At 71.0% G+C, this 21,540-nt stretch carries 22 protein-coding genes and 2 pseudogenes; 9 read left to right on the forward strand and 15 right to left on the reverse strand.

Annotation, left to right across the window (positions count from 1 at the left end):
* Positions 1–124 precede the first annotated feature (124 nt).
* Both ABD350_RS26255 and ABD350_RS26260 read right to left on the reverse strand, forming a co-directional pair.
* The gene (locus ABD350_RS26255; protein ID WP_344350842.1) at positions 125–1,960 is read right to left on the reverse strand and encodes an MFS transporter; all 1,836 of its coding nucleotides are present in this window, start codon (positions 1,958–1,960) and stop codon (positions 125–127) included.
* 205 nt (positions 1,961–2,165) lie between these two features.
* Positions 2,166–4,619, reverse strand: a complete 2,454-nt coding sequence (locus ABD350_RS26260) for a D-alanyl-D-alanine carboxypeptidase (protein ID WP_344350843.1) — start codon at positions 4,617–4,619, stop codon at positions 2,166–2,168.
* A 196-nt stretch (positions 4,620–4,815) separates the two neighbouring features.
* Here ABD350_RS26260 and ABD350_RS26265 point away from each other — a divergent pair, with 196 nt between their 5' ends.
* The 3 genes from ABD350_RS26265 to ABD350_RS26275 all read left to right on the forward strand — a co-directional run bounded on the left by ABD350_RS26265 (position 4,816) and on the right by ABD350_RS26275 (position 7,044).
* Positions 4,816–5,571 carry a GOLPH3/VPS74 family protein gene (locus ABD350_RS26265; protein WP_344350844.1) on the forward strand — a complete coding sequence of 252 codons (756 nt, stop codon included), beginning with the start codon at positions 4,816–4,818 and terminating at the stop codon, positions 5,569–5,571.
* A gap of 235 nt (positions 5,572–5,806) precedes the next feature.
* On the forward strand, positions 5,807–6,664 hold the full coding sequence (locus ABD350_RS26270; RefSeq protein ID WP_344350846.1) for a helix-turn-helix domain-containing protein: 858 nt from the start codon (positions 5,807–5,809) through the stop codon (positions 6,662–6,664).
* A gap of 188 nt (positions 6,665–6,852) precedes the next feature.
* Entirely contained in the window at positions 6,853–7,044 is a 192-nt protein-coding gene (locus ABD350_RS26275; RefSeq protein ID WP_030615831.1) for a DUF397 domain-containing protein, read from the forward strand.
* Positions 7,045–7,225: 181 nt separating this feature from the next.
* On the opposite strand, the gene ABD350_RS26280 is transcribed toward ABD350_RS26275, so the two are convergent.
* Together ABD350_RS26280 and ABD350_RS26285 are read right to left on the reverse strand one after the other, a co-directional pair.
* On the reverse strand, positions 7,226–7,732 hold the full coding sequence (locus tag ABD350_RS26280; protein WP_344350847.1) for a glutathione peroxidase: 507 nt from the start codon (positions 7,730–7,732) through the stop codon (positions 7,226–7,228).
* A gap of 70 nt (positions 7,733–7,802) precedes the next feature.
* Positions 7,803–8,792, reverse strand: a complete 990-nt coding sequence (locus tag ABD350_RS26285) for an ArsR/SmtB family transcription factor (protein ID WP_344350848.1) — start codon at positions 8,790–8,792, stop codon at positions 7,803–7,805.
* Positions 8,793–8,913: 121 nt separating this feature from the next.
* Between ABD350_RS26285 and ABD350_RS26290 the strand changes: the two genes are divergently transcribed.
* Positions 8,914–10,107 (forward strand): MFS transporter, encoded by a 1,194-nt coding sequence (locus ABD350_RS26290; RefSeq protein ID WP_344350850.1) that lies wholly within the window; start codon positions 8,914–8,916, stop codon positions 10,105–10,107.
* Between the two features lie 244 nt (positions 10,108–10,351).
* Here the strand turns inward: ABD350_RS26290 and ABD350_RS38020 are convergent, their stop codons facing one another.
* Together ABD350_RS38020 and ABD350_RS26295 are read right to left on the reverse strand one after the other, a co-directional pair.
* Positions 10,352–10,651, reverse strand: a complete 300-nt coding sequence (locus ABD350_RS38020; protein WP_425584201.1) for a helix-turn-helix transcriptional regulator — start codon at positions 10,649–10,651, stop codon at positions 10,352–10,354.
* Complete coding sequence (locus ABD350_RS26295) at positions 10,552–11,067, reverse strand: cupin domain-containing protein (protein WP_344350851.1); 516 nt, start codon at positions 11,065–11,067, stop codon at positions 10,552–10,554. Before ABD350_RS26295 ends, ABD350_RS38020 begins: the two co-directional genes overlap by 100 nt.
* Between ABD350_RS26295 and ABD350_RS26300 the strand changes: the two are divergent.
* Positions 10,978–11,259 (forward strand): annotated as a pseudogene (locus ABD350_RS26300) (diguanylate cyclase CdgB); the annotation flags it as partial. The gene ABD350_RS26295 and the pseudogene ABD350_RS26300 overlap by 90 nt on opposite strands.
* Positions 11,260–11,373: 114 nt before the next feature.
* A pseudogene (locus ABD350_RS26305) lies at positions 11,374–11,511 on the forward strand (DUF5994 family protein); the annotation flags it as partial.
* Between the two features lie 93 nt (positions 11,512–11,604).
* On the opposite strand, the gene ABD350_RS26310 reads toward ABD350_RS26305, so the two are convergent.
* From ABD350_RS26310 to ABD350_RS26330, 5 genes are all read right to left on the reverse strand, one after another.
* A complete protein-coding gene (locus ABD350_RS26310; protein WP_344350853.1) occupies positions 11,605–11,952 on the reverse strand; it encodes an STAS domain-containing protein in 348 nt (115 codons plus the stop codon).
* Positions 11,953–12,252: 300 nt separating this feature from the next.
* The gene (locus tag ABD350_RS26315) at positions 12,253–12,957 is read right to left on the reverse strand and encodes a DUF5994 family protein (RefSeq protein ID WP_344350854.1); all 705 of its coding nucleotides are present in this window, start codon (positions 12,955–12,957) and stop codon (positions 12,253–12,255) included.
* Positions 12,958–13,051: 94 nt separating this feature from the next.
* A complete protein-coding gene (locus ABD350_RS26320) occupies positions 13,052–14,245 on the reverse strand; it encodes a PP2C family protein-serine/threonine phosphatase (protein ID WP_344350855.1) in 1,194 nt (397 codons plus the stop codon).
* 76 nt (positions 14,246–14,321) lie between these two features.
* Positions 14,322–14,891, reverse strand: coding sequence for a DUF5994 family protein (locus ABD350_RS26325; RefSeq protein ID WP_344350856.1), 570 nt, complete (start codon positions 14,889–14,891; stop codon positions 14,322–14,324).
* Between the two features lie 159 nt (positions 14,892–15,050).
* The gene (locus ABD350_RS26330) at positions 15,051–16,025 is read right to left on the reverse strand and encodes an STAS domain-containing protein (RefSeq protein WP_344350858.1); all 975 of its coding nucleotides are present in this window, start codon (positions 16,023–16,025) and stop codon (positions 15,051–15,053) included.
* Positions 16,026–16,669: 644 nt separating this feature from the next.
* Here ABD350_RS26330 and ABD350_RS26335 point away from each other — a divergent pair.
* A complete protein-coding gene (locus ABD350_RS26335; protein WP_344350859.1) occupies positions 16,670–16,813 on the forward strand; it encodes a hypothetical protein in 144 nt (47 codons plus the stop codon).
* Between the two features lie 1,108 nt (positions 16,814–17,921).
* Here ABD350_RS26335 and ABD350_RS26340 read toward each other — a convergent pair.
* The 3 genes from ABD350_RS26340 to ABD350_RS26350 form a co-directional block, all read right to left on the reverse strand.
* Complete coding sequence (locus ABD350_RS26340) at positions 17,922–18,143, reverse strand: hypothetical protein (RefSeq protein WP_030615846.1); 222 nt, start codon at positions 18,141–18,143, stop codon at positions 17,922–17,924.
* Positions 18,144–18,362: 219 nt separating this feature from the next.
* Positions 18,363–19,136: a PDZ domain-containing protein gene (locus ABD350_RS26345; protein WP_344350861.1), complete on the reverse strand. Its 774-nt coding sequence runs from the start codon at positions 19,134–19,136 to the stop codon at positions 18,363–18,365.
* Between the two features lie 443 nt (positions 19,137–19,579).
* Positions 19,580–20,101, reverse strand: coding sequence for a hypothetical protein (locus tag ABD350_RS26350; protein ID WP_344350862.1), 522 nt, complete (start codon positions 20,099–20,101; stop codon positions 19,580–19,582).
* Positions 20,102–20,174: 73 nt separating this feature from the next.
* Here ABD350_RS26350 and ABD350_RS26355 point away from each other — a divergent pair, with 73 nt between their 5' ends.
* Positions 20,175–20,633, forward strand: coding sequence for a hypothetical protein (locus ABD350_RS26355; RefSeq protein ID WP_344350863.1), 459 nt, complete (start codon positions 20,175–20,177; stop codon positions 20,631–20,633).
* A 70-nt stretch (positions 20,634–20,703) separates the two neighbouring features.
* Here the strand turns inward: ABD350_RS26355 and ABD350_RS26360 are convergent, their stop codons facing one another.
* Positions 20,704–21,162: a hypothetical protein gene (locus tag ABD350_RS26360; RefSeq protein ID WP_344350864.1), complete on the reverse strand. Its 459-nt coding sequence runs from the start codon at positions 21,160–21,162 to the stop codon at positions 20,704–20,706.
* A 65-nt stretch (positions 21,163–21,227) separates the two neighbouring features.
* On the opposite strand from ABD350_RS26360, the gene ABD350_RS26365 reads away from it, so the two are divergent.
* Positions 21,228–21,512 carry a hypothetical protein gene (locus ABD350_RS26365; protein WP_344350865.1) on the forward strand — a complete coding sequence of 95 codons (285 nt, stop codon included), beginning with the start codon at positions 21,228–21,230 and terminating at the stop codon, positions 21,510–21,512.
* Positions 21,513–21,540: the final 28 nt, after the last annotated feature.

Raw genomic sequence — 21,540 nt, forward strand, 5'->3', positions numbered from 1 at the left:
GCGACAAGCAACGGTAAGGTCAAGTAAGAGTAAAATCGTTCGTCGCAGTGACCCCCGTTCATATTTCTGAACGGGGGTGTGGGTCGAGTCGTTCAGTCCGCCGCCGTCGCTTCAGACCGTCGCGTCACTTCAGCTCGTCGGGGCACGGCGTACCGCGCGGCAGTTGGTACGGCGCGGCCAGCCGGTACGTCCCCGCCTTCGGCGCCACCAGCACCGTCCACCGGTCCCCGTTCGCGTCCTCCGGGGTCTGCGTAAGACACCCGTTGACGTTCCGGTAGGTCTTGGGCGCGTCGGAGGACTCCTGCGGCGGCTTCAGGCTCTTGCCGTGCTCGTCCACGATGCTCAGCCACGGCGAGTACGGGATCCGCACCAGGACCCGGCCGGGCTTGCGCACCCGCAGGGTCATCTCGACCTGGTCGGCGCGGTCCACCACCGCGTTCGGCTCGGCGAGCGGCGCCGGGTCGGTCACCTTGAACAGCTGCCAGTTGGCGTCGCCCCAGACCTGCTTCAGATACGGCATCCCGCGCCGCAGCAGCTCCCGCTCCCGCTGGCCGCCGGACCCGTCCAGGTCGTCCTTGGGCAGCACCACGTAGTGCACGGCCCAGCGCTTCAGCCACTCGTAGTAGTTCGCCGAGTTCAGCGTGTCGTCGTAGAAGAGCGGGTTGCGCTCCATGTCGGCCTGCCGGTTCCAGCCGCGGGCCAGGTTGACGTACGGCGCGAGCGCGGAGGCCTCGCGGTGCGAGCGGGCCGGGACCACCTCGACGCGGCCCTTCTCGGCGCCGCCCTTCTGCAGTTCGTGCACCAGCGGGGCCAGCTCACGCGCCCAGGACGCGGCCGGAGTGGTGTGGATGATGTCGTCCACAGACTTGTAGCCGATCCAGCCGACGAAGCCGAGGAAGGCCAGCACGGTCAGATACCACTTGCGCGACTTCGGCACGGTGTACGGCAGCGCCGCGATCAGGGCCGCGCCCGCGAACAGCATCGGCAGCCGCGAGATGTTCGACCCGATCTGCGAGCTGATCAGCCACACCAGCACCACGGCGAGGCTGTAGACGGCCGCCGTCAGCCGGACGGTCACCCACCGCTTGGGCACCAGGAACAGGCACAGCAGGCCGTACAACAGCGGCATGACCACCGAGCCGAACCCCATCGGCTGGGTGCCGGAGAACGGGAACAGCCAGGCCGACACCGCGACCACCGCCGACGGCGCGAGCCCCAGCGCCCAGGCGCCCGGCCGCCGCTTCTGGAGGAACAGGGCGACCGCGACCAGGCCCACGAACAGCCCCGCGACCGGCGAGGACATCGTGGCCAGCGCGGCCAGTGGGGCGGTGACCAGGGCCTTCGCCCAGCGTTTGGTCCGCCACCGGTACGGCCAGCAGAACACCGCCGCGACCGCGCCCAGCGCGAACATGGTGCCGAGCCCGAAGGTCACCCGCCCGGAGATCGCGTTGCACAGGAACGCGAAGACCCCGGCGAGCGAGGCCCACAGCGGGTTCTTCACCACCCGGCTGCGGATCAGCACCAGCGTCAGCAGGGCCGCCGACACGGTGCCGGCGACCATCATCGTCGTACGGACGCCGAGGACCGACATCAGATACGGCGACACCACGCTGTACGACACCGGGTGCATGCCCCCGTACCAGGCGAGGTTGTACGCCGAGTCCGGGTGCCGGCCGACGAACTCCGCCCACGCGTCCTGCGCGGCGAGATCACCACCGCTGTTCGCGAAGGTGAAGAACCAGATGATGTGCAGCACACCCGCGAGGGCCGTGACCGACAGCACGGGATGCCGCAGCAGCCGCCGGCGCAGCGCCCCGAGCGCGGTGCGCGGATCCGCGGATCCGCCGGGGGGCACCTCGGGGGTGCCGCTGTCCGCGCCGGTCCCGGACGGACGTATTCGCGCGTCGGCTCCCGGGCCCGGTTCGGCGTCGTCGGCGTGTGTCGGCTCCGCTGTGGCCACTGAAGGCACTCCCCGTGTCCCGTCTTCTGTTCTCGGCCGCTTCCACGGTGTACCCGGCCGCTTTCCGTTTTCTTCCAGTTCGCGGCCCTGTCTCGCGTGACCGGCGACCTGCCCCGATTCGTGACGCTAGCACGCACCCCGCCGCGAAAGCTCCCGGGTGGGGCTCCGGCGACGGGGTGCGGGGACGGGCTCGGGCGGCCGGTGATCAGCCCAGGCGGGTCAGCTTGGCGCCGAATCCGGGCTCGGCCAGATCCTTCTGGAGGGCGACCGGAACCTTCACCGCGGCGGCCGAACCGTCACCCACGGTGAGCGTGCCGACCCGGGTGCCGGCCTTCGCGGTGTGCGGCACCGACCCGGAGGCGAAGGTCAGCCTGACCTTCAGGCCCGCCCAGCCGACCGCCGTGACGTCCTTCGTGGCCACCACCGGGGTGTGGCCGCCGAGCCGGTCGTCCACATAGCCGACCACATCGCCCTTCTTCAGGACCTTCGCCGAGGTCAGCGCCTCCTCGGCGGCGAGCAGCGCCGTCTTGCTGACCGCGTTGGCGGTGCCGAGGATCGGCGTCTTGTTCTGGCCGAGGATGGCGCCGACGATCGTGACCGTCTGCCCGCCGACCTTCTTGCGGGAGGCGAAGAGCAGGTTGCCGCCCGCCTTGGTGGTGCTGCCGGTCTTGATGCCGATCGCGCCGATGCGGTAGGGCAGCTCGTTGTAGTTGGGCCAGTTGCGGCCGGAGGGGTCCGTCCAGCTCGCCGCGCTGGTGATGGCGACCAGGGCCGGGTTCTTGACGACCGCGCGGCCCAGCTTCACCTGGTCCTCGGCCGTGGAGACGGTGGTCTCCTTCAGACCCGAGGGGTCGGTGTACGTCGTGCCGGTCATCCCCAGCTCCTTGGCGGTGGCGTTCATCTTCTTGACGAACGCCGCCTCCGAGCCCGCGTCCCAGCGCGCGAGCAGCCGCGCGATGTTGTTGGCGGAGGGGATCATGACGGCGGACAGGGCCTGCTTCTCGGTGAGGTGGTCACCGGCCTTGACGGTGTTCAGCGTGGACTCGCCGTCCTTGTCGTAGCCGCCCTCCTTCTCCGCCTTCGGGTCCACCTCGATCTTCGGACCCTCCTGCCCCGGCTTCAGCGGGTGGTCGCGGAGGATGATGTAGGCGGTCATGGTCTTGGCGACCGAGCCGATGGCCACGGGCTTCTGGTCGCCGAAGTGACCCATGGTGCCGATGCCGTCGCCGTCCACCCAGCCCTGGCCCTCGTCCGGCCAGGGCAGCCGGGTCGCGCCGCCGTCGAACGTGAAGGTGTCCTCGGCGGTGAGCGCGAGGGCGGGCGCCGGCAGCGGACGGAACGTCTGTACGACCGCGAAGATGATCGCCAGGAGCAGGACCAGCGGCGTCCAGATCTTGATCCGGCGCACGAGCGTGCGGACCGGGGTCTCCGGGGGCGGCGGCGTGTTGGTCAGCTCGGCCAGCAGATCCAGCGGGGGCTTGGGCGGCAGCGGCTGCTGGGTGGTGAGCTCGGGGCCGATCCGGGGAACGGCGGTGGTGGCCTCGGACGGTGCGGCCTGGCCGGCCGGGCGCGCGCCGTCCTTCGACGCGGGCGCGGAGGAGGGCGCGGCGGCGGGGGCGGCGGCCTTTCCGGCCGGGCGCATGTCGTCCTTCAGCGCGACGAACTTGCTGGTGCGCTCGGACTCGGACTCGGCGGGCTCGGCCTTGCCCTTGCCCTTGTCCTTGTCCTTGTCCTTGCCACCGACCTTGAGCATGGTGGTGGGCTGGTCGACGGCGGGCTTCTTGGGCTGTACGGCCTTGAAGACGGTGGTCGGCTGATCGACGCCCGCGGCGGCGGCACCGGACTTGGCACCGGTGTCTTCCTTCGGGCCGGCGTCGTCGGCGTCGTCGGTGTCTGCGTCGTCGTCGGAGGTGTCTGCGTCTGCGTCCGGGGCCGCGTCTATGCCGGTCTTGGCGTCCGTGGTCGCGTCGGCGTCGGACTTGGTCGACTTGGTGTCGGCCTCGTCCTTCGCGTCCGCCTTCTTCACCTTCGCGTCGTCGTCGGCGGCTTCCGCCTTCGGCTCGTCCTTCGGCTCGTCCTCAGGGGAGGTGCCGGAGTCCTCGTCAGCGTCGGTGCCGGAGTCGTCCTTGGCGTCGGTGCGGGAGTCGTCTTCGGCGCCGACGTGGTCGTCGGCGTCGGTCTTCGTCCCGGCTTCCGTGCCGTCGCCGTCCTCGGCACCGGTGCCGGACGCGCCCTCGGACTCGGCCGCGGCGCGCGAGTCGGCCGACTCGTCACCTTCGCTCTCCCCCTCGCCCTCGGCCTCCCGGCCTGACGAGTCGTCGGCGTCGGCATCGGCGTCGGCGTCGGCACCGGCCGCAGGGCGGGACGAGCCCTCGGTCTCCCCGTGGGACGAACCCCCGCTCGCCGCCTCGCCCTTGGACGCCCCCGCGCCCGCGTCCCCGGCCGCACCGGCCTTCTTTGCAGTCGCGTCGTTCCCCGGCTCCCGGGTCCACGCCGAGACGGCCGCGCGCAGCTCCGTGTCCCCGTCGGCCGAGGAACCCTTGTCGCGGGCCACCGTCAGCCGCGGATCGCGCGCCTCGGGAACCGAACCCGCGCTCTGTGACGTCGGTTCCGCCGACGACTCGCGCTGCTTCGACCTGTCGGGGGACTCGCCCGCCACCGATGCCTCCTCCATGCGCCGCGCGCTTGCGCGCGCGCCCTGTCCGAACCATGTACCAGTGTCCTGTGTGAGGGCTTGGCCCCTGCGGTAGACGAGAACGACATACCTGCCGGTTCCCTTACGAACCGGTCACGCGCCCTCGACAGACCAATGTGAGAGGGGTCACCCTGTCATTCATCCACGCGGGGAGGCATGGATGGGCAGGAGCCGCAGAACACTTCCGGAGGAGCTTCTGCTGCTGGCACTGGACCCGGCCACGGGTACCACTGCGCAGCCGCAGTCGCTCGACCTCGGTCTGGCCGGTGCACAGCTAGTGGAGCTGGCGCTGGCCGGACGGATAGCCCCAGACGGGGATCGTATCGCCGTGGTGGTGCCACGGCCGACAGGAGATCCGACTCTGGACTGCGCGTTGGAGTTGCTGCGAAGGCGCGGCGCTCCGGTGCGTGCCGTCCACTGGATCGGCGGGCCCCGGCTGGGGCTCAGGCAGACCTACCTTTCGCATCTGGAGCGGTGCGGCATGGTCGCCGCCGTACCCGGCCAGATGTGCGGGGTGCTGCCGACCACGCGTTACCAGGCGACCGACACCGCCATCAGCCGGGAGATCCGAGCCCGGCTGGATTCCGCGATCCGCACCGGCGTACCGCCGGACCCGCGGACCGCGGCGCTCGCCGCCCTGGCGCACGCCGTCGGGCTCGGCAAGCACCTGTATCCGGGGAACGAGGGACGCTCGTCCCGCTCCCGGCTGCGGGACCTGATCAGGCACGACCCCATGGGCGGGCTCGTCGCGCACGCCGTCATGGACGTACAGAACGGCGCGGCGGCCCAGCCGCGCCGGGGCTCGGCGTCGGCCGGCCGGCAGGCCGCGCCCGGAGCCAGGGCCGCGACGGAACCCGCACGCGGGGTTCCGATGCAGCCGCACCGCGGGTCCATGGCCCGTGCCGTGGCCCACTGAGCCGTAAGGCCGGTACGCACAGACCCGTTCGGGAGCCGCTGGTCGGAGCGGGACGGTGAGACCGCTGTCGTGGTCCCGCCGTCCCGCTCGACTGCGTCCACCCGTTCGAAGACGCCTTGAAGGGCGTTGCATATCCGCCGTTTCCCAGCGCCGGAAAGCACCTTGGTGGCAGTCTGCTCAACAGCAGATACGGAAAGTGTTGAGTCACAGGCAGGCAGCCGGAGGTGCACGTCCCGTGGCGTCCAATGTCAATCCCACCGTAAGGCGACGCCGGCTGGGCCAGGAGCTGCGCAGACTCCGCGAGCTCAAGGGCATGACGGCCGAAGAGGTGGCGGAGCGACTGCTGGTGTCGCAGTCGAAGATCAGCAGGCTCGAGAACGGCCGGAGGAGCATCAGCCAGCGCGATGTGCGCGACCTGTGCGGGGTGTACGAGGTCGAGGACAAGCGGATCGTCGACTCGCTGATGGAGATGGCCCGGGACTCGCGCCAGCAGGGCTGGTGGCACACCTTCGGGGACATCCCGTACAGCGTGTACATCGGCCTGGAGACCGACGCGGAGTCGCTGCGGGTGTACGAGCCGCAGATCGTCACCGGCCTGCTGCAGACCCGCCCCTACGCCGAGGCGCTGGTGCGCGGCGCGCTGCCGGAGACCTCGGCGGAGGAGATCGAGAAGCGCGTCGAGGTGCGGATCCGGCGGCAGGAGCGCATCACCACCGAGCGCAACCCGCTGCGGCTGTGGGTGGTGCTGGACGAGGCCGCGCTGCACCGGGTGGTGGGCAGCAGGCTGGTGATGCGCGAGCAGTTGGAGCACCTCATCGAGCTGTCCGAGCTGCCGCACGTCACCGTGCAGGTGCTGCCGTTCGAGGTGGGCGCGCACCCGGGCATCAACGGCCAGTACGCGATCCTGGAGTTCGCCGACGCGGCCGACTCCAGCGTGGTGTACCTGGAGGGCGTCACCAGCGACCTGTACCTGGAGAAGGCGCAGGACATGCAGAAGTACGCCGTGATGTACGAGCACTTGCGGGCGCAGTCGCACAATGTGGAGGTGTCCCGGCAGTTCATCGCGGAAGCGGCGAAAAGGTACGCCGACTGAGGCGAGAGGGGCACGGGCGCGGGATCGTACACCGCCGGTTCACTTCAGCGGAAGACTCGCCCGGAACATGCCATCCGGTCGAGTGAACGGCTCCTCCACCGGGGGAAGTTGCCCGCTAGCGTCGATCATGCCAATCGGACGACACGGTTGGCGCGAACCGGACCACCGCAACCGCAACAGGAGTGGACATGGCACTGATTCAGGGCGCTTCGGAGACGTGGATGAAGTCGTCGTACTCCGGGGGCAACGGCGCCTGCGTCGAGGTCAAGGCGCCGACCGCCGCCGAGCTCGCCGTCCGCGACTCCAAGGACATCGAGGGCCCGGTGCTGGCCTTCCCCGCCGACGCCTGGAACGCCTTCGTGGCCTCCGTCAAGGCGTAGTGGCCGCCTCCGTCGAGGCGTAGTGGCCTCCGTCGAGGCGTAAGGGCCCTTCCCGGCCCTGCCCGGCACGACAACCGCACAAGCAGTACCGAAGAGCCCTCTCGACCAGTCGCCGTCCTTGCCGAGAGGGCTCGCCCCTTTTCCCGGCCGGCCGGGCCCGTACGCGGCCCGGCCGGAGTACTCAGCCCAGCTGGGCCTCGATCGCGGTGACGACCTCGGCCGAGTCCGGCTCGGTCTGCGGGGAGAACCGGGCGACGACCCGGCCGTCCCGGCCGATCAGGAACTTCTCGAAGTTCCAGCGGATGTCCCCGCTGTGTCCCTCGGCGTCGGCGAACCCGACGAGCCGCTCGTACAGCGGGTGCCGGCCCGGGCCGTTCACCTCCACCTTCTCGGTCAGCGGGAAGGTCACGCCGTAGGTCGCCGAGCAGAACTGCGCGATCTCCTCGGCGCTGCCCGGCTCCTGCCCGAGGAACTGGTTGCAGGGCACGCCCAGCACGGTGAAGCCGCGGGCCGCGTACCGCTTCTGCAGCTCCTCCAGCGCCGAGTACTGCGGGGTCAGGCCGCACTTGGAGGCCACGTTCACGATGAGGACGGCATTGCCCGCGAACCGCGTCAGATCCGCGGAACCGCCCTGGAGGGCACCGATCTCGACGTCCAGCGGGGAGCCGCTGTGCTCAGTAGTCGTCATGCCACCGGATGCTAGCCCCCACGGCCCACCCGCCCCGCGCCGCACGGCCCAGCCACCCGCCACACCCGGCTCATGCGCCCGGTGCGCTGGTCCCGGGCCCGCTCGCCTCGACCAGGACGTCCCCCGCCGCCGTCCGCACGTACAGCACCGCCCGGCCGGCCCGCCGCCGCTCCACCAGCCCCGCCTCCCGCAGCACCTTCAGATGCCGCCCGACGGAGCCGAGGCCCTGCCCGGTCACGGCGGTCAGCTGGGTCGTGCTCAGGGGCGAGCGGAGCAGGAGGAGCACTCCGGCCCGGGCCGGCCCCAGCAGCGCGCTCAGCCCCGCCGGCACCGTGCGCCCGCCGTCCCCGGCCAGCACGCCGGCGCACGGGTAGATCACGGCGTACCGCTCCCGTTCCGCCCAGGACACCCAGCCCTGCCGCTGCGGGGTCACCGGCACGAAGAGCAGCTCGGCGCCGGAGATGTCGCGCGGCGGATACTCGTGCAGATTGACCTGGAACCGGTTGTCCCCGAGCCAGCGCGTCCCGCCCGGCCGCAGCCCGCCCAGCGTGCTCGCCCAGCCGCCCCGGCTCACCTGCGCGGTCCGTGCCAGCACATCCGCCTCCAGCACCCGCCGGCGCCGCTCCCAGGAGGGCCGTACGGTCTCCTCCCACACCCACTCCAACAGCGTGGCCGCCCGCTGCGGCAGGTCGTCCCGGTCCAGCACGGCGGGCAGCGGTCCGGCGAGCGAGAGCCGCAGATGGGCGCGGGCGGCACCGGGATCGACCGCGCGCACCCGGCCGACCTCCGCGGCGAAGTCCTCCCCGGGGCGCGGGGCGGGCGTCAGGAAGTCGGCGATCCACTCCCGGCCCAGGCCCGCCCGTACCAGCCGGGCCGTCACGGGGTCGGCCGCGAGCCGGGCCCGGTAGGCGGGCAGATGGGCGCTCAGCCAGGCATGCTCCCCGGGGTGCGCTCCCTGCCCGGTGTGCAGCAGCTTCAGGCACCCGAAGGCCTCGGCGAGCGGGGAGACGACGAACCGGCTCCGGGCGAGCGTGTCGGCGTCGAGCTGCCACCACCCCACGAGACGTACCTCCCCCGGGCCCCCTCGGCGTACGACCTGTCCGCGCGACCTTTCGCGCGACGTTTCGCACGAGGGCGAAACAATAACGGGCGCCCGGCGGCCCGGCCGAGACTCCGGGACCATGACCGGCTACCGATCCCTGTTCCGCACCCCGGAGTTCACCCCGCTCTTCCTCGGCACGGCCGCGCAGACCGCCGCCCAGACCATCGGTGGCCTCGCCCTGGGCACGCTGGTGTTCCGGGCGACGGGCTCCCCGCTGCTGTCGGCGGTGAGCATGTTCGGCCAGTCGCTCGCCCAGGCGCTCGGCACCACCGTCCTGCTCTCCGGTGCCGACAGGTTGCCCCCGCGAACGGCGCTGTCGGCGATCGCCCTGGCCTTCGCGGCCGGTACGGCGGTCCAGGCGCTGCCCGGTCTCCCGGCCGGCGCGCTCTTCGCCGTGCTCCTGCCGCTGGGCCTGGCGGCCTCGCTGGGCGGCGGGGTCCGCTGGGGCCTGCTGAACGAGATCCTCACCAAGGACGGGTACCTGCCCGGGCGTTCGCTGTTCAACATGGTGAGCGGGCTGTCGCAGATCGCCGGGTTCGCCACCGGCGGCGCCCTGCTCGCCGTACTCTCCCCGCGCGCCTGCCTGCTGTCGGCGGCGGCCCTGTACCTGACGGCCGCGCTGGTCCTGCGGCTCGGCCTGACCGACCGCCCGCCCCGCGCGGCCGGCCGCCTCTCGGCGTCGGCGACGTGGCGCGTCAACGCCGCGCTGTGGTCGTCCCGGCCGCGCCGCCTGACGTACCTGGGCCTCTGGCTGCCCAACGGCATGGTCGTCGGCTGCGAGTCGCTGTACGTCTCGTACGCCCCGCACGCCGCCGGCACCCTGTTCGCGTGCGGGGCGCTCGGCATGCTCGCCGGGGACGTGACGGTCGGCCGGCTGCTCCCCGCCGCCGTACGGGCCCGCCTGGCCACTCCGTTGCTGCTCCTGCTGGCGACACCGTTCCTGGTGTTCTGCGCGCACCCGCCCATGCCGGTGGCGGCGGCCTGCGTGACCGTGGCGTCGGTCGGTTTCGGGGCGGGCCTGGTACAGCAGGAGCGGCTGCTGCGGCTGACCCCCAGCGCCATGGCCGGCCAGGCCCTGGGACTGCACTCGGCGGGCATGCTGGCCCTCCAGGGCATCAGCGCTACGGCGGCGGGCACCCTGGCCCAGCTCACCACGCCCGCGACGGCGATGACAGCGATGGCAGCGGGCTCCGCCTGTGTCACCCTGACCCTGACCACGGCATCCCGCCGCCCCGGAACCCGACAGAAGGAAAACCCCCTGCCCGCGAGCTGAATCGGAACGAGTCGCGGGGCCTCGGCGCGGCTGGGATCGTCCTGGTCCCCCGGTGGGCGGCCGGCGGCGACTACGCGCGGGCGGTCCGGCTCGGAAGTGGTGGCCCCGCGCTGTCACCGCGCCTTGCGCGAGGACACCGACGACGCGCCCACCTCCGGCGCGGCGGACCACCGCCCCGCCGTCCACCGACTCGGCACCGTCCGCCTGGGCTTCGTCCCGGACGTGACGGCCTCGTCCCGCCCGGTCATCCCGGCGGTGCCGACACCCCACCCGGCTTCCTGGACGCATGCCGGAACCGGGCTGGTCCCGGTGAGGTGCCGTGAAGGCGCTCGTACGCCGTGCTGAAGGCGAACTCGTTCGTGTAGCCGACCCTCCGGGCCACGGACGCGACGGTGCTGCCCGGCTCCCGCAGCAGTTCCTCGGCCAGCGCCATCCGCCACCGGGTCAGGTGGGCCAGTGGCGTGTCACCGACCAGCGCGGTGAACCGGCGGGCGGGCGTGGAGCGGGACACCCCCGCCACCGCGGCGAGCCGGAGACCGTCCACGGGCGGGCGGGGCCGGTGTGCAGGGCCCGCAGCGCCGCGCCGGCCACGGGGCCGCCCAGGGCCCGGTACCAGGCCTCCGGTCCGGCGAGCCAGGTGCGCAGCGCGCGGGCCGGCAGCAGGTCCAGCAGACGGTCGAGGACCACCTGCTGACCGGGCAGATCGACGTCGAGCTCCTCGTCGACCAGGGCCCAGACGGCGGAGCCGGTCCCGGCCCGCGCGGGTACGACGAGCAGTTCCGGAAGCGCGCTCAGCAGCCGGCGTCCCACGTCACCGACCGTCCGGTAGATGCCGGTGAGCAACGCGGTCGGGCCGTCGGCGAGGGGGGACTTCTCGGCGTCATATCGGTCGATCGGCCGCGCAACGGGCGGCGTCCTGGGGTATGGGGCCAGGAGGCGCTTCAGGTCTACGCGGCCCACGCGGCGGTCGCTATAAGCAATGCCCGGCTGCGAGGGAACATGCAGCGGGCTCTGGTACGCCTGGAGCGGGAGCAGCAGGCGCTACGAGCCAGTGAGGAGTCGTTTCGGCAGGCCTTCGAATACGCGCCCAGCGGAATGGCCATCGCCGAGTTGGGAGGTGATCAGCACGGTCGGATCCTGCGAACTAATGACTGACACGGCGGACGGGCCCCGCTATCTGCTGACCCACGTAGAGGACATCGAGGACCGCAGGGCTTCTTGAGCCGGACACCGGGGCCGGTGATCTCCGGCTCATCTCAGCAGGGCGCGCTGCTGGTCGTCCCGCCCGACGCGACACCGGACGCCGCCCGTGCCGCGATGGCCCAGGCGGTCCGGGCGGACAACATCAGCGACGCGGAACAGATCCTCATCGACACCGGGAGCGGGCGTGGTCCTGTGCGCTGACGGGGCGGTGCGGGGCGCGACCGGTGCACGGCTTGGCCGGCGCACCAGCGCTCTCCGTCCGGCGGCCCGTTCCCTGGGGCGCGTCTGTCGGCGTCAGGCCCGCTGAGGGCGCGCCCCTCCCGGCCTCATCGGGTAGAGCAGACCATCGGAGCCCGTGTCCATGAGCAGTCGTTCGGTCTGCGGCGAGGGGTGGTGCAGCAGGAGGAACGCCTGGGCCTCGGCGGCATGCTCCGACACGTCGAGGAAGACGCGCAGGCCGTCGTCGTCACAGCGGTCGACGGTGGTCAGATCGACGTCGATGAGGGTGATGCCGTCCCGCAGACACTGCTCCAGAGCGGCGCGCAGCCGGGGCGCGGTGACGGGGTCGATCACACCGGCCAGGGTGACCAGGGCTCGCGCGCCCCGGTCGTGCCGGTAGATGTTCAGCTGCGGATGAGTCATGACGCCTCGGTTCGGATGCTCGGGCCCTCGGGTGCTCCAGAGCGGGCTCGCGTCGCCGCGGGCCGGGTGGGCGGTGGGGCGGGGCGGCCGGTCGGCCGGTCGGACGCCCGGATGCCGACCCATGGTGCGGGGTGCGGCTGGGGCGCGCCATGGCCACGGCGACCGGGCCGGGGAGTGCTGTACCGGTACGCCGCGATCCTGTCGGCGTGCTGGAGCCCGAGCCGGTGGATCACGTACACCGCCACTGCGACGAGGACGAGGAAGGCGATGGCTGTCAGGAAGGCGCTCATGGCGGCCACCTCACATACCGATGATCAGCCGGCTGGCCGGCCCTGGCGGACCGGTCTGTCCGGTGACGGCCGCGGACACCGCCGAGGCGCCGCCCTCGTACTCCCGTGGCTCGCCCGGGTCCAGTGCCTGGTCGGTGGGGGAGACGGCGTGCCGGGCCGCTTCCGCGGCGATGAGCGCGCTCGCGGTCAGGGGCGGGCCGCCGTGGCCGGACGCGGCTGCCATCAGACGGGCCGCCGACTGCGCCCCGGTCTCGGGCGGAACGACGAGGAGATCCCAGCGGCTGGTGCCGTAGGAGAGCAGCAGCAGCTTGTGCGGGTCGATCTCCGAGGTGAACCAGCCGACCTTGACGATGTGCCCGCTCACGGGGATCTCGCGGGGGATGACCGGCCAGTGCTCCGGGTTGACGGCGATACGGGTGATGCGGCCCCACAGGGGGTCCAGCACGTCCGTGAGCGCCGGCAGTTCACCGAGCAGGTCCCGGGAGCGTGGCCACCAGGCTCCGTCCAGCAGCCCGCGGGAGGCGCCGTCGGTCTTCAGCGCGAGACGTGCGGCCGGGGCTGCGACGGACTCGCGGTGTGGCACGGTGGGGTACAAGGTCGCTGACATGGTGCGGACCTGTCTCCGGGCCACCTGTGCCGCGGCCCGGGTGTCGTCCTTCGCCGGGGACGACCCGGCGTGGAAGCCGGTGTGCGAGATGCCCTCGGTACTGTCCACACTACTCCGCGTTCACCGGCGGCGAGGGGCGCTGGCCGCACGGATGTGCGGTACCTGCCGCCGTGCAACGGTGACGGACGGCGGGGACGAGAGGTCAGCCGCGCCACTCCACCATGAGCAGCGTCGCGTCGTCGCTGGTCTTTCCGCCGCGCGCCCGCTTGAGCGTGTGGGACAGGGAGCGCGTCACCGCCCGGATGCCGCGGTCGGTCCTCCCCAGCTGGTTCACACAGTCGATCAGCTGCTCCTCGCCGAACTCCTCCCCGCCGCTCTTGTGTTCCTCGACCACTCCGTCGGTGAAGCAGAGGACTCGGTCCCCGGGCACCAGCCCCAGTTCGCTCACCTGAGGCTCCGAACCGCCCAGGCCGACGGGAAGGGTCGTCGGGACGACCAGACGCTGTGCGACGCGGTGGTCGCGGACGAGGATCGGCGGCGGGTGTCCGGCGTTGACCCACTGCACCCGCCCCGTCGTCGTGTCCAGCTGCAGCATCTGCGCGGTGGCGAAATGCTCGGGACCGAACTGCTCGGCCACGGCGCGGTCCATGAACGCGTAGATCTCCGACAGTCCGATGCCGGCGCGGCGGGCGTGGCGGTAGGCGCCGATGGCCACGGTGGCCATCGTGGCCGCGTCCAGCCCGTGCCCCATCGCGTCGATCATGACCACGTGGAGGACGTCGCCGTTCAGCGCGTAGTCGAAGCTGTCGCCGCCCACGTCGTAGGCGGGTTCCAGGATCCCGGCGACGGCGACCCGGGGCATGATCATGGCCAGCGGTGGCAGCAGGGACCACTGGATCTCCGCGGCGACGCTCATCCCCTCGTCGCGTCGGACGTCGAAGAACAGGTCGGAGTAGCCGTGCTTGGTCACCAGAAGGTCGGCCACCAGACCGGAGATTCTGAGCAGCAGGCGGCGGTCGTCGTCATCGACGCTGTCCAGCGTCACCGCCATGACCCCCACCTGGTCACCGCCGTCGAGCAGGGGCAGATGCACCCGGACGCCGTCCTCCTGGGGCACCTCGACAGGGACGGCGTCGAGAAAGCAGCGGCCCGCCTCGGAGTCGTCGATCACCTGGGGGTCCCCGCCGGCGAGTCCCTCACCGGGCAGCGGTACGAGCACCAACTGGCCGTAGTCCTGCAACAGCACCTGCGGACGGCGGCCACCGAGCCGGTCCACCACGTCGGCGACCAGGGGCCCGATGAGATGGGGCGGGAGTTCGTGCGCGCTGTCGAGGATCTTTCCGAGGAGCGCTTCCCCGAGACTTTCGGACCGGTCCGGGCGCCGTCCCGCCGGCATTCCCCCACCTTCCGCGGTCACGCTTCGGGCGGGGGCGGGCCCGGATGGCAAAGGATCTGTCGGTGCCATGGCTCCATCACGCGGTCGTGGACCCCGGCTCGCCGGTCACGGGGAGTCGGCCGGGTCGTGCTGCTTGTCTCGGTCCGGCTCCGCCTTCCGACTCCCAAGTGTCCTGTCCGTCGAGGCCGCTCTCGGCGAGTGCCAGCAGGCGCGGAGCCGGCAGTGGGTTCGCGGGGTCGGCGGCAGCGGTCAGCAGCCGGGTGGCCACTCGGGCCGGCTCGTCCGGAGGGATCACCAGCAGTTCCCAGCTCCCCACGGTGCCGCAGTCCACGGTGATGGCATGCGCCTCGGCGGCGGAATCGGTCAGCACCACCTCGATCAGGTGGCCGGGCGCCATCATCTCCTGCGGGGCATCGGGCCAGGCGGCCGTTTCCACGGTCACGCGGGTGACGGTGCCGATGCCCGGATCCAAGGAGCCGACCAGCGCGGGCAGCTCCAGTTCCAGCGCGTCGCAGCGCGGCCACCATGCGCCGTCCAGCGGGCCATGGCTGACACCTGGCATGAGGCGCAGCCGGGGCAAGGGCATCCGGTAGGAGTGTCCGTCACCTGGCACCGCAGCTTGGGCGGGCTCTGTGGTGATGTTCATCGTGCGATCCCGTTCCGGGCCGTGCGGTTTCCGGCTGCCCGTGTCTGTCACTCGCCGGGAACGGCGCCGCCGTGATCGTGCGCCCGGAAGTTCCCGGTATGTCTCAGATTACTCCCGACTGTGGCAGGCGGCGGGGCGCGCAGCCCTCGCACTGCCGCATCATCGGCGCGCCAAGGACTGCCCTTCGGCGGACAAGGTCAGCACACAGGGGGCGACGGGACCGGGCAGCCCGACGACCTCACCCATGTTCTGCCAGCCCCAGGACGAGAAGGCGGCTTGTCCTGCCTGGTCGGCAGGGTGCAGCAGGGTGACCCCGAGGGAGGAGCGCAGGTCTGTGAGCAGACGCTGTTGCAGCCGGCGGCCGATGTCGCGGTGCTGTGCGTGCGGATGGGCCACGACCTGGGTCAGGACGACGAACCGTGCGCAGGGGGTGAGCCGCTGGATGACCTCCTGAAGCGTTCCGCCGCCCTGCCGGCCGTCGGAGCTGTCAGAGCCCACCGGAAAACCGAAGGCGCAGCCGACCAGCACCGTCGTCTCGGCGACCAGCAGGGCGAAGCCGGGGCGGTGGGCGGTGACCGCCAAGCGGTACAGGAAGTCTCCGCGGTCGTGGTATGCCTCTCCGGCGGTGCCCGCGACGGACTCCGCAGCCAGGTCCGCGATGTCCTCGCGCATGTCTTCTGCCTGCAGGCGGGTCAGCCGGCGAAGGCGGATACCGTCCCTGAGGACCGGCTGGTCCGGCCGGCGAACGGGACCCTCGGGCGCCCCCGCCGCGGTACTCATGGGGCTGCCCGACGCGTCGGGCGGCACGGGACTCGCGGGGGCCGTAAGGAGCAGCGAAGTCGATCCGGTGGCATCGAGGAGCCGGGCGATCTGAGCGCACGGATGGTGCAGCCGCAGGCGAGCGTGGACCCGGCCGGCGCGCTGTGCTGCCGACAGGAGGACGTCCAGGCCCCTGGCGTCGCAGGAGCCGACCGTGGTCAGGTCGATGTCGATCTCGGTGACACCGTCCAGCAGACACTGCTCCACCGCGGCCCGTAGCAGCGGCGTCGTGGCCGGCCCGATGTCGCCGGCAAGCGTGACGAGCGTCCGCTCTCCTCGGTTCCGTCGATGGATGTCCAGCCGGGGAAGGGCCATCACGTCTCCCCTCGGCGGGGTTGCGGATCTGCGCGGGTGCTCAGCGCGGCTCCTGCCGTGATGAGCTTGCGCCGAGTTGCTTCGACCGTGGCGGACATGGTGCCGACCCGTCTCCGCGCCGACCACGGGGGCGGCCCGGATTTCACTCGTCTCTCGCCGAGGACGACCCGGCGTGGGGGCCGGAGTGCGTGAGGCCCTCGGTACTTCAACCGTACGCCGGCCGCATCCGGAAGCGGCTGCGTCGAAGGACGCGCACCTCACAGCCGAGGGCCGACGGGGTGAGGGCGGGGCAGAGCGCTGCCGCCCGCGAGCGAAGCCGGACGGCAGTGCGGGTGGACGAATTGAATGCCAGCTCACTTCCGAACCCGCACGCGACGCGACCTCCGCTCACCGGGTCTCCGGACCCGTCCGAGCGAAACGTCCCGCGCGAGGAGGACCGGTTTCCAAGACGACGTGACCGACTATGGCCTCAAGTTCGGGGACACCTCCTCGCGGAAGGGACGAGCACGTGCCCCTTGCCCTTCTCCTGGTTGGCCTGACCGGCTCCGGGAAGACCACCGTCGCCCGGGCGCCGGCCGCACGCGGCTTACCCGGCTGTCCGTGGACGAGGAGGTGCACACACCTGCTTCGAGAGGGAACAGCCCGTGGTCGAGGCCATCCGTCGGCGGTTCGTCAAGGAGCTGCGAGCGGGCAACTACCTCCCAGTCGACCGACAGGAACTGCTGAGGCGCCTTACCGAGCGCAACCAGCGCGAAGACGCCAAAAGCTCGACCGCATTGCCCTGCTGAAGCGCGGCGGGCCCCCTGACTGCGGTGCGCTGGCGGGCGGCATGGCCGGGAAGGTACTCCTACCTGGGCATGCCGCACAGCTCCCGGCCGTTGCCCGCCGCCGCATGTGTGCTGCGAGTACGAAGGCCCTCCCGTTCGATGAACGGACGGGCCTCTGACCAGGTGTTTCTCTGTGTTCCCGGCAGGATTCGAACCTGCGACACCCGCTTTAGGAGTTCGGTCTGGCCGCCTGTCCCCCCGCGCTGCGCGGGGCGGCCGTGGCCGTGTCAGACCACACCGCGCCGCCGCTGTCCGCTGTCGTTCATGTCAGCTATGGATGTCACCTCACACAGGCTGGGGTCACTTACGACGCTTGCGTGCCTTCGCCTTGCGTTCGGCTTCCTTGCGCTTCGCGATGGTGTACGACGACCACTCGCCACGGTGCAGGTCGCATCGCGACGCACCGACCATCGCCAGCCGCCGGCACCGAGTGCCCTTCTCCGTGAGCGCTCCACACCTGGACTGCGTACGAGCCACGTTCCCCACCCCCAGTCCCGACCGTTGCGCGGACCAGTGCAGGATTGCCGGGCACATGTCCTCTGTGGAAGGCGAACTGCTCCGCGCAGCGGTGCACGGCGGGCCAGGGAGGTTGCTCGGCGGCGCACGCCTTCCAAGTCCGTTGGTGCCTGGTCGGAGCGCGTACAGGGCCGTTCACCTGCGTTCATGGGTGCCCCGGCTACGGGAAGGACCTGGCATACGGTCTCGTCCGAACGACGGTGAACGGGGCTGAACCAGACGGAAACCGAGACGGCCGTACTCTTCACCGCAGCCTGGGAGACGGCCCGCGGCCGGTTTGCCGGAGCCGCCGTCATTCGTGGACCTAGGCTGCCTTGGACCGCGCCGCGCGTAGGCCCGAGGCGGGCTCCTGCGCGTCGAGTGGCAAGGTCTCGTCTTCCCCGAAGTCGGGGGCCCGGAAGGGGTTGGTCGTCGTCGGAGGCGGCGATGCCGCAGCGGAGCAGCGGGGTTGCCCTTCCGGGGCGGAAAACAGCGACGTCAGATCGATGAGAGGACTCTCTTTCGTTGCAGGTCCCTGGAGGGGCCTGGTGTGCCGTGACCGGGCACAGCGGTCCTACAGCCTGGTCATCTTGCCGTACGGGCTCAAGATCCGCATCTGCGCCGAGCCGAAATCCACGAGCGCCGCGATTCCGTCCTCGATGCCGATGACTCGGCCGAGGCCGTACATGTCGTGTGTGACCTGATCGCCCACGGCGAAGTGCTTGGGAGCCGGTGTGACCGGAGCCTTGAAGGGGCTGGTAGGCAGATGACGCTTCGGCGCAGCAGGCTTTGTCATGACTCAGTATGAGCCTACGTGTATCCCGTTCGCTGTGGCCATCGGCACAGATCCGCACGGGAACGACCGCTTCAAGCCACTGACCTGCGGGTTCGAGACCTGGTGAGGCGAAACTGGACCGTAAGTCCCCCATCACTGACCATGGCTGAGCCCAGCATCTCGCACGGTCGTGGCACGAACATCAGCCGACGGTAGTCAGCCACGTGGCACCCAGTCACGCTACCGGCTGCTGGATACAGGCCCCATCTCCGGGTCCAATGTGAGCTGGAGTGTGACAGAGACGCCGCCGCGGTTGACTGTCACGGCGTAGGTGGCACCGGCCCGCTTGCCGGCGAGCACGTTGTCGAGGTCGTTGACGGTGGGCGTGGGGACGCCTGCCACCTTCGTGATCACGTCGCCCGATTGCAGGCCGGACGCGCCAGTGCTGGAGCCTGGGTCAACCGAGAACACCCGGACACCACCACCGGGCGGATTTGTGTTGCGGAGGCGGCCTGCCACCACGCCCTGGACGCCCGGCCTGATGTTCACGGTCAGCGGCTGGGTCACGCCTTCGAGTGTGAAGGTGCCACTGAAGGTGCCACCTTGCAGTGGGGCGTTGGCGTCGGCGGCGACGTCGACCGTCAGCGGCCGGTCGAACCGCCAGATGGATGACGGGAACTGCCCCGTGGCGGACTTACCGTCGGCGGTGATGTTCACCGGACACGACTGGCCGTAGCAGTTGAGGTTCACCGCGGTGATGCGCGTGTAAGGCGGGGCTCTGATGCTGACCGGACTCGGCCCAGAGTGCAATTGGCCATCACCGGGATGCGTGACGGTCTGGGCAGGACCGCCGGCATCGAGGGTGGGAACATTTTGCTGGGGAGGTAGGGACTGGACGGCCAGCATGGTTCGCGTGGGTGGGGCGGCGGATGCAGTGGCGGGGATGACCCCGCCGAAAAGCATGGCCGCACTCACGGTGAGCAGGACGGAGACACGCGCGGTACCGCTGATCATGGTGGACTTCCTGTGGACAGCAGGGGGAGGCGCCGACGTCTGCGACACCCAGGCCAGGCTCGCCAGGTATGTCCCCTGGAAAACATAATTCGCTTCCCATTACCCAATACCGGGGGTTTTGAGGAAAGGGTTAATGATCAGGAAAAGAGTGTGGTAGGGGACGTTTCGGATAACGGAGAGCAGAGTCCGCTGGTCCCGCCGGTCCGGCCGGCGAGCGTGGCCCGGCCGGGCCGCAGTGCCCTGACGGGTACAGTCTGCAGGCGCCATCGTGGGACCCCGATGCGCTCGTCTGTCGACGGGACGGCGCTCCGCAGCCGAACGACCCGTCGCCGAGCCCATCGTCAACGCTGCTCGGGCTGCCGGCCGCGCGCCGCCGCATCGTGTGAACACTGCGCCCCTGTCTGGCATCACGGCCGGGCAGGGGCGCTTTCGTGCGCCTGGCGCTACGCGCCGAGCGCGTCAATCAGGTGGTCGTCAAGGTCGGCGAACCAGTCCTCGCGGCGCCACGGTCGCAGGTTGCTACGGGCGCGACGCAGCCGGATCGAGGCGACGCGACCGCCGGTTGCCGACGCAGCGTCAATGCAACCGTGCAGCAGCTCGGCTGCCGACTCGGGTTCATCGAGCCGGATACGGGCGAGTGCCTGATCGGTTGCCACGATCGCCCGCTGCACCTGCTCGCGTGGCGCCTGCAGCGCCTCGACGGACCGGGCGAAGTAGTCGTGCGCCTCGGCGGGATCACCGACGTAAAGAGAGGTAACGCCCTCGAACCCGCGCAGGTGCGCGGCCGAGAACGACGTCGACGCCGGGTCGCCGTCGCGGTCGCTGTCCATGTCGTACCAGGCGAGGGCGAGCGCCGCCCGCGCTTGCCGCTCGGCACCCGCACGGGCCGCGATCTCCGCCTGCAGGGCGTGCGCGCGGGCCCGGACCGTCACGCTCTCGCCGGCGCGGGCGTCGCGCACTGCCATCGAGCAGTCGGCGGCACGACTCCACGATCGGCGCGAGCAAGAGCTGCACCCGCACAAACGGCACGCTGCCGACTTGCCGGTTCACGTCGCCGACGGCGAGCCGGATGTCGGCGAGCAGCCCCTCGTCAAGGCGGGTGGGGTCAGCGAGGGCGGCAGAGAGGGCTCGTTGCGTCGACGGGCCGAGCAGCGCGAGCAACCCGCCGCCGCTGTCGGTCGCCGTCCGCACGAGCAGCGTGCGCAGCTCGTCAAGGCGGTACTCACTCTCGCCGAGGTGCGCGAGCGCGTCGAGCAGCTCGCCGAAATCCGAGCCGACGCCAAGCAGCACATGCCCATCGGTGTCGCGGGCGTACAGGTGCGCGAGCAGCAACTGATACCGCTCACCGGGCAGGATCGGCGCCTTGCTGGACTCCCACCGTGCAACGGACCGCTGCACACTCGTGACAGTCGAGTCGAGTGGCTGCCCGAGTTCAGCAGCCTTAGCGACCAGGGCGCGGGCGAGACCAGCGAGCGACCAGCCGCGGGCGAGCCGTAACCGCTTGAGCGTGGCAGCGCCGACAAGTCTGTCGTGCGTGCTCATGTCCTCATGATGCACGCTCCGTCGTTCATACGGGCACGATCAGTCGCGGTTTCCCCTGCGCGGCTGCGTAGCCGATCGTCTGCCACGTTCCCGACGCCCCCTCGGGCCCACCGAGCGGGAACCCGAGCACCATCTGGGCCCGGTCGACCATGTATCGGTTACGAGCGTGGTAAGCAGGCGTGCGCAGCTCGGCGGCACCGAGTTCGATGATCTCGGCGATCCGGTCGCGGCACCGCTCGATCGCCTGCCGCGCCTCGGCCGGCTGCTGCGCGACCGTGCCCGGCACGACGATCGTGATTCGACTCTGTGAGTGGCCAGCGAGCCACAACAGGGTGAGGCTGTCGATTCCCTTCGCACCGCCAATGTAGAAGTGGGCGTCATCAGCCGCCCAAGGTGCGAGGTAGGTACGGAATAGGTCACCGAACCAGACGAGGTCCCGGTGCCCGGTGTCCCGAGTCCCGGTAATCGCCGCGACTAGAGGCATTGATCAACTCCGTGTCATAGGGTGTCAGATCCCGCAGCCACGCGCCCTGCGATGGGATCAGGGGCATGGACGCGATGACCTCCTCGGCCATTCTGGTCGACCAACTCACCGCTCGCGGGCTGTCTGTGACGAACCGGGACGATGGCACCGTAAGCGTGACGAACCCGCTGCACCCCCGTATCGGTGAGGTACTGAGGGCGCTCGGTGGCCGGTACCTCACTGACTACGGCTACGAGATCGGTGAGCACGGCGACGAGCCGGCCACCGCCGACCGGGTCACGCACCTGCTTGGACTGCCCCGCACGAGCATCCCCGAGCAGTCGACGAGTCGCCAGGAGGTCGGACGGTGATCGGGCTCCGCCCGCCGCACGCCGGCGT

The sequence above is a fragment of the Streptomyces nogalater genome (assembly GCF_039532885.1).
Classification (GTDB): domain Bacteria; phylum Actinomycetota; class Actinomycetes; order Streptomycetales; family Streptomycetaceae; genus Streptomyces; species Streptomyces nogalater.

Excerpts from the sequence above, each read along its gene's own strand:
- ABD350_RS26265 (WP_344350844.1), top strand. The coding sequence starts at position 4,816 with ATGGGCAGGAGCCGCAGAACACTTCCGGAGGAGCTTCTGCTGCTGGCA.
- ABD350_RS26275 (WP_030615831.1), top strand. The coding sequence starts at position 6,853 with ATGGCACTGATTCAGGGCGCTTCGGAGACGTGGATGAAGTCGTCGTAC.
- ABD350_RS26280 (WP_344350847.1), bottom strand. The coding sequence starts at position 7,732 with ATGACGACTACTGAGCACAGCGGCTCCCCGCTGGACGTCGAGATCGGT.
- ABD350_RS26290 (WP_344350850.1), top strand. The coding sequence starts at position 8,914 with ATGACCGGCTACCGATCCCTGTTCCGCACCCCGGAGTTCACCCCGCTC.
- ABD350_RS26310 (WP_344350853.1), bottom strand. The coding sequence starts at position 11,952 with ATGACTCATCCGCAGCTGAACATCTACCGGCACGACCGGGGCGCGCGA.
- ABD350_RS26320 (WP_344350855.1), bottom strand. The coding sequence starts at position 14,245 with ATGCCGGCGGGACGGCGCCCGGACCGGTCCGAAAGTCTCGGGGAAGCG.
- ABD350_RS26325 (WP_344350856.1), bottom strand. The coding sequence starts at position 14,891 with ATGAACATCACCACAGAGCCCGCCCAAGCTGCGGTGCCAGGTGACGGA.
- ABD350_RS26330 (WP_344350858.1), bottom strand. The coding sequence starts at position 16,025 with ATGGCCCTTCCCCGGCTGGACATCCATCGACGGAACCGAGGAGAGCGG.
- ABD350_RS26340 (WP_030615846.1), bottom strand. The coding sequence starts at position 18,143 with ATGACAAAGCCTGCTGCGCCGAAGCGTCATCTGCCTACCAGCCCCTTC.
- ABD350_RS26345 (WP_344350861.1), bottom strand. The coding sequence starts at position 19,136 with ATGATCAGCGGTACCGCGCGTGTCTCCGTCCTGCTCACCGTGAGTGCG.
- ABD350_RS26350 (WP_344350862.1), bottom strand. The coding sequence starts at position 20,101 with ATGGCAGTGCGCGACGCCCGCGCCGGCGAGAGCGTGACGGTCCGGGCC.
- ABD350_RS26360 (WP_344350864.1), bottom strand. The coding sequence starts at position 21,162 with ATGCCTCTAGTCGCGGCGATTACCGGGACTCGGGACACCGGGCACCGG.
- ABD350_RS26365 (WP_344350865.1), top strand. The coding sequence starts at position 21,228 with ATGGACGCGATGACCTCCTCGGCCATTCTGGTCGACCAACTCACCGCT.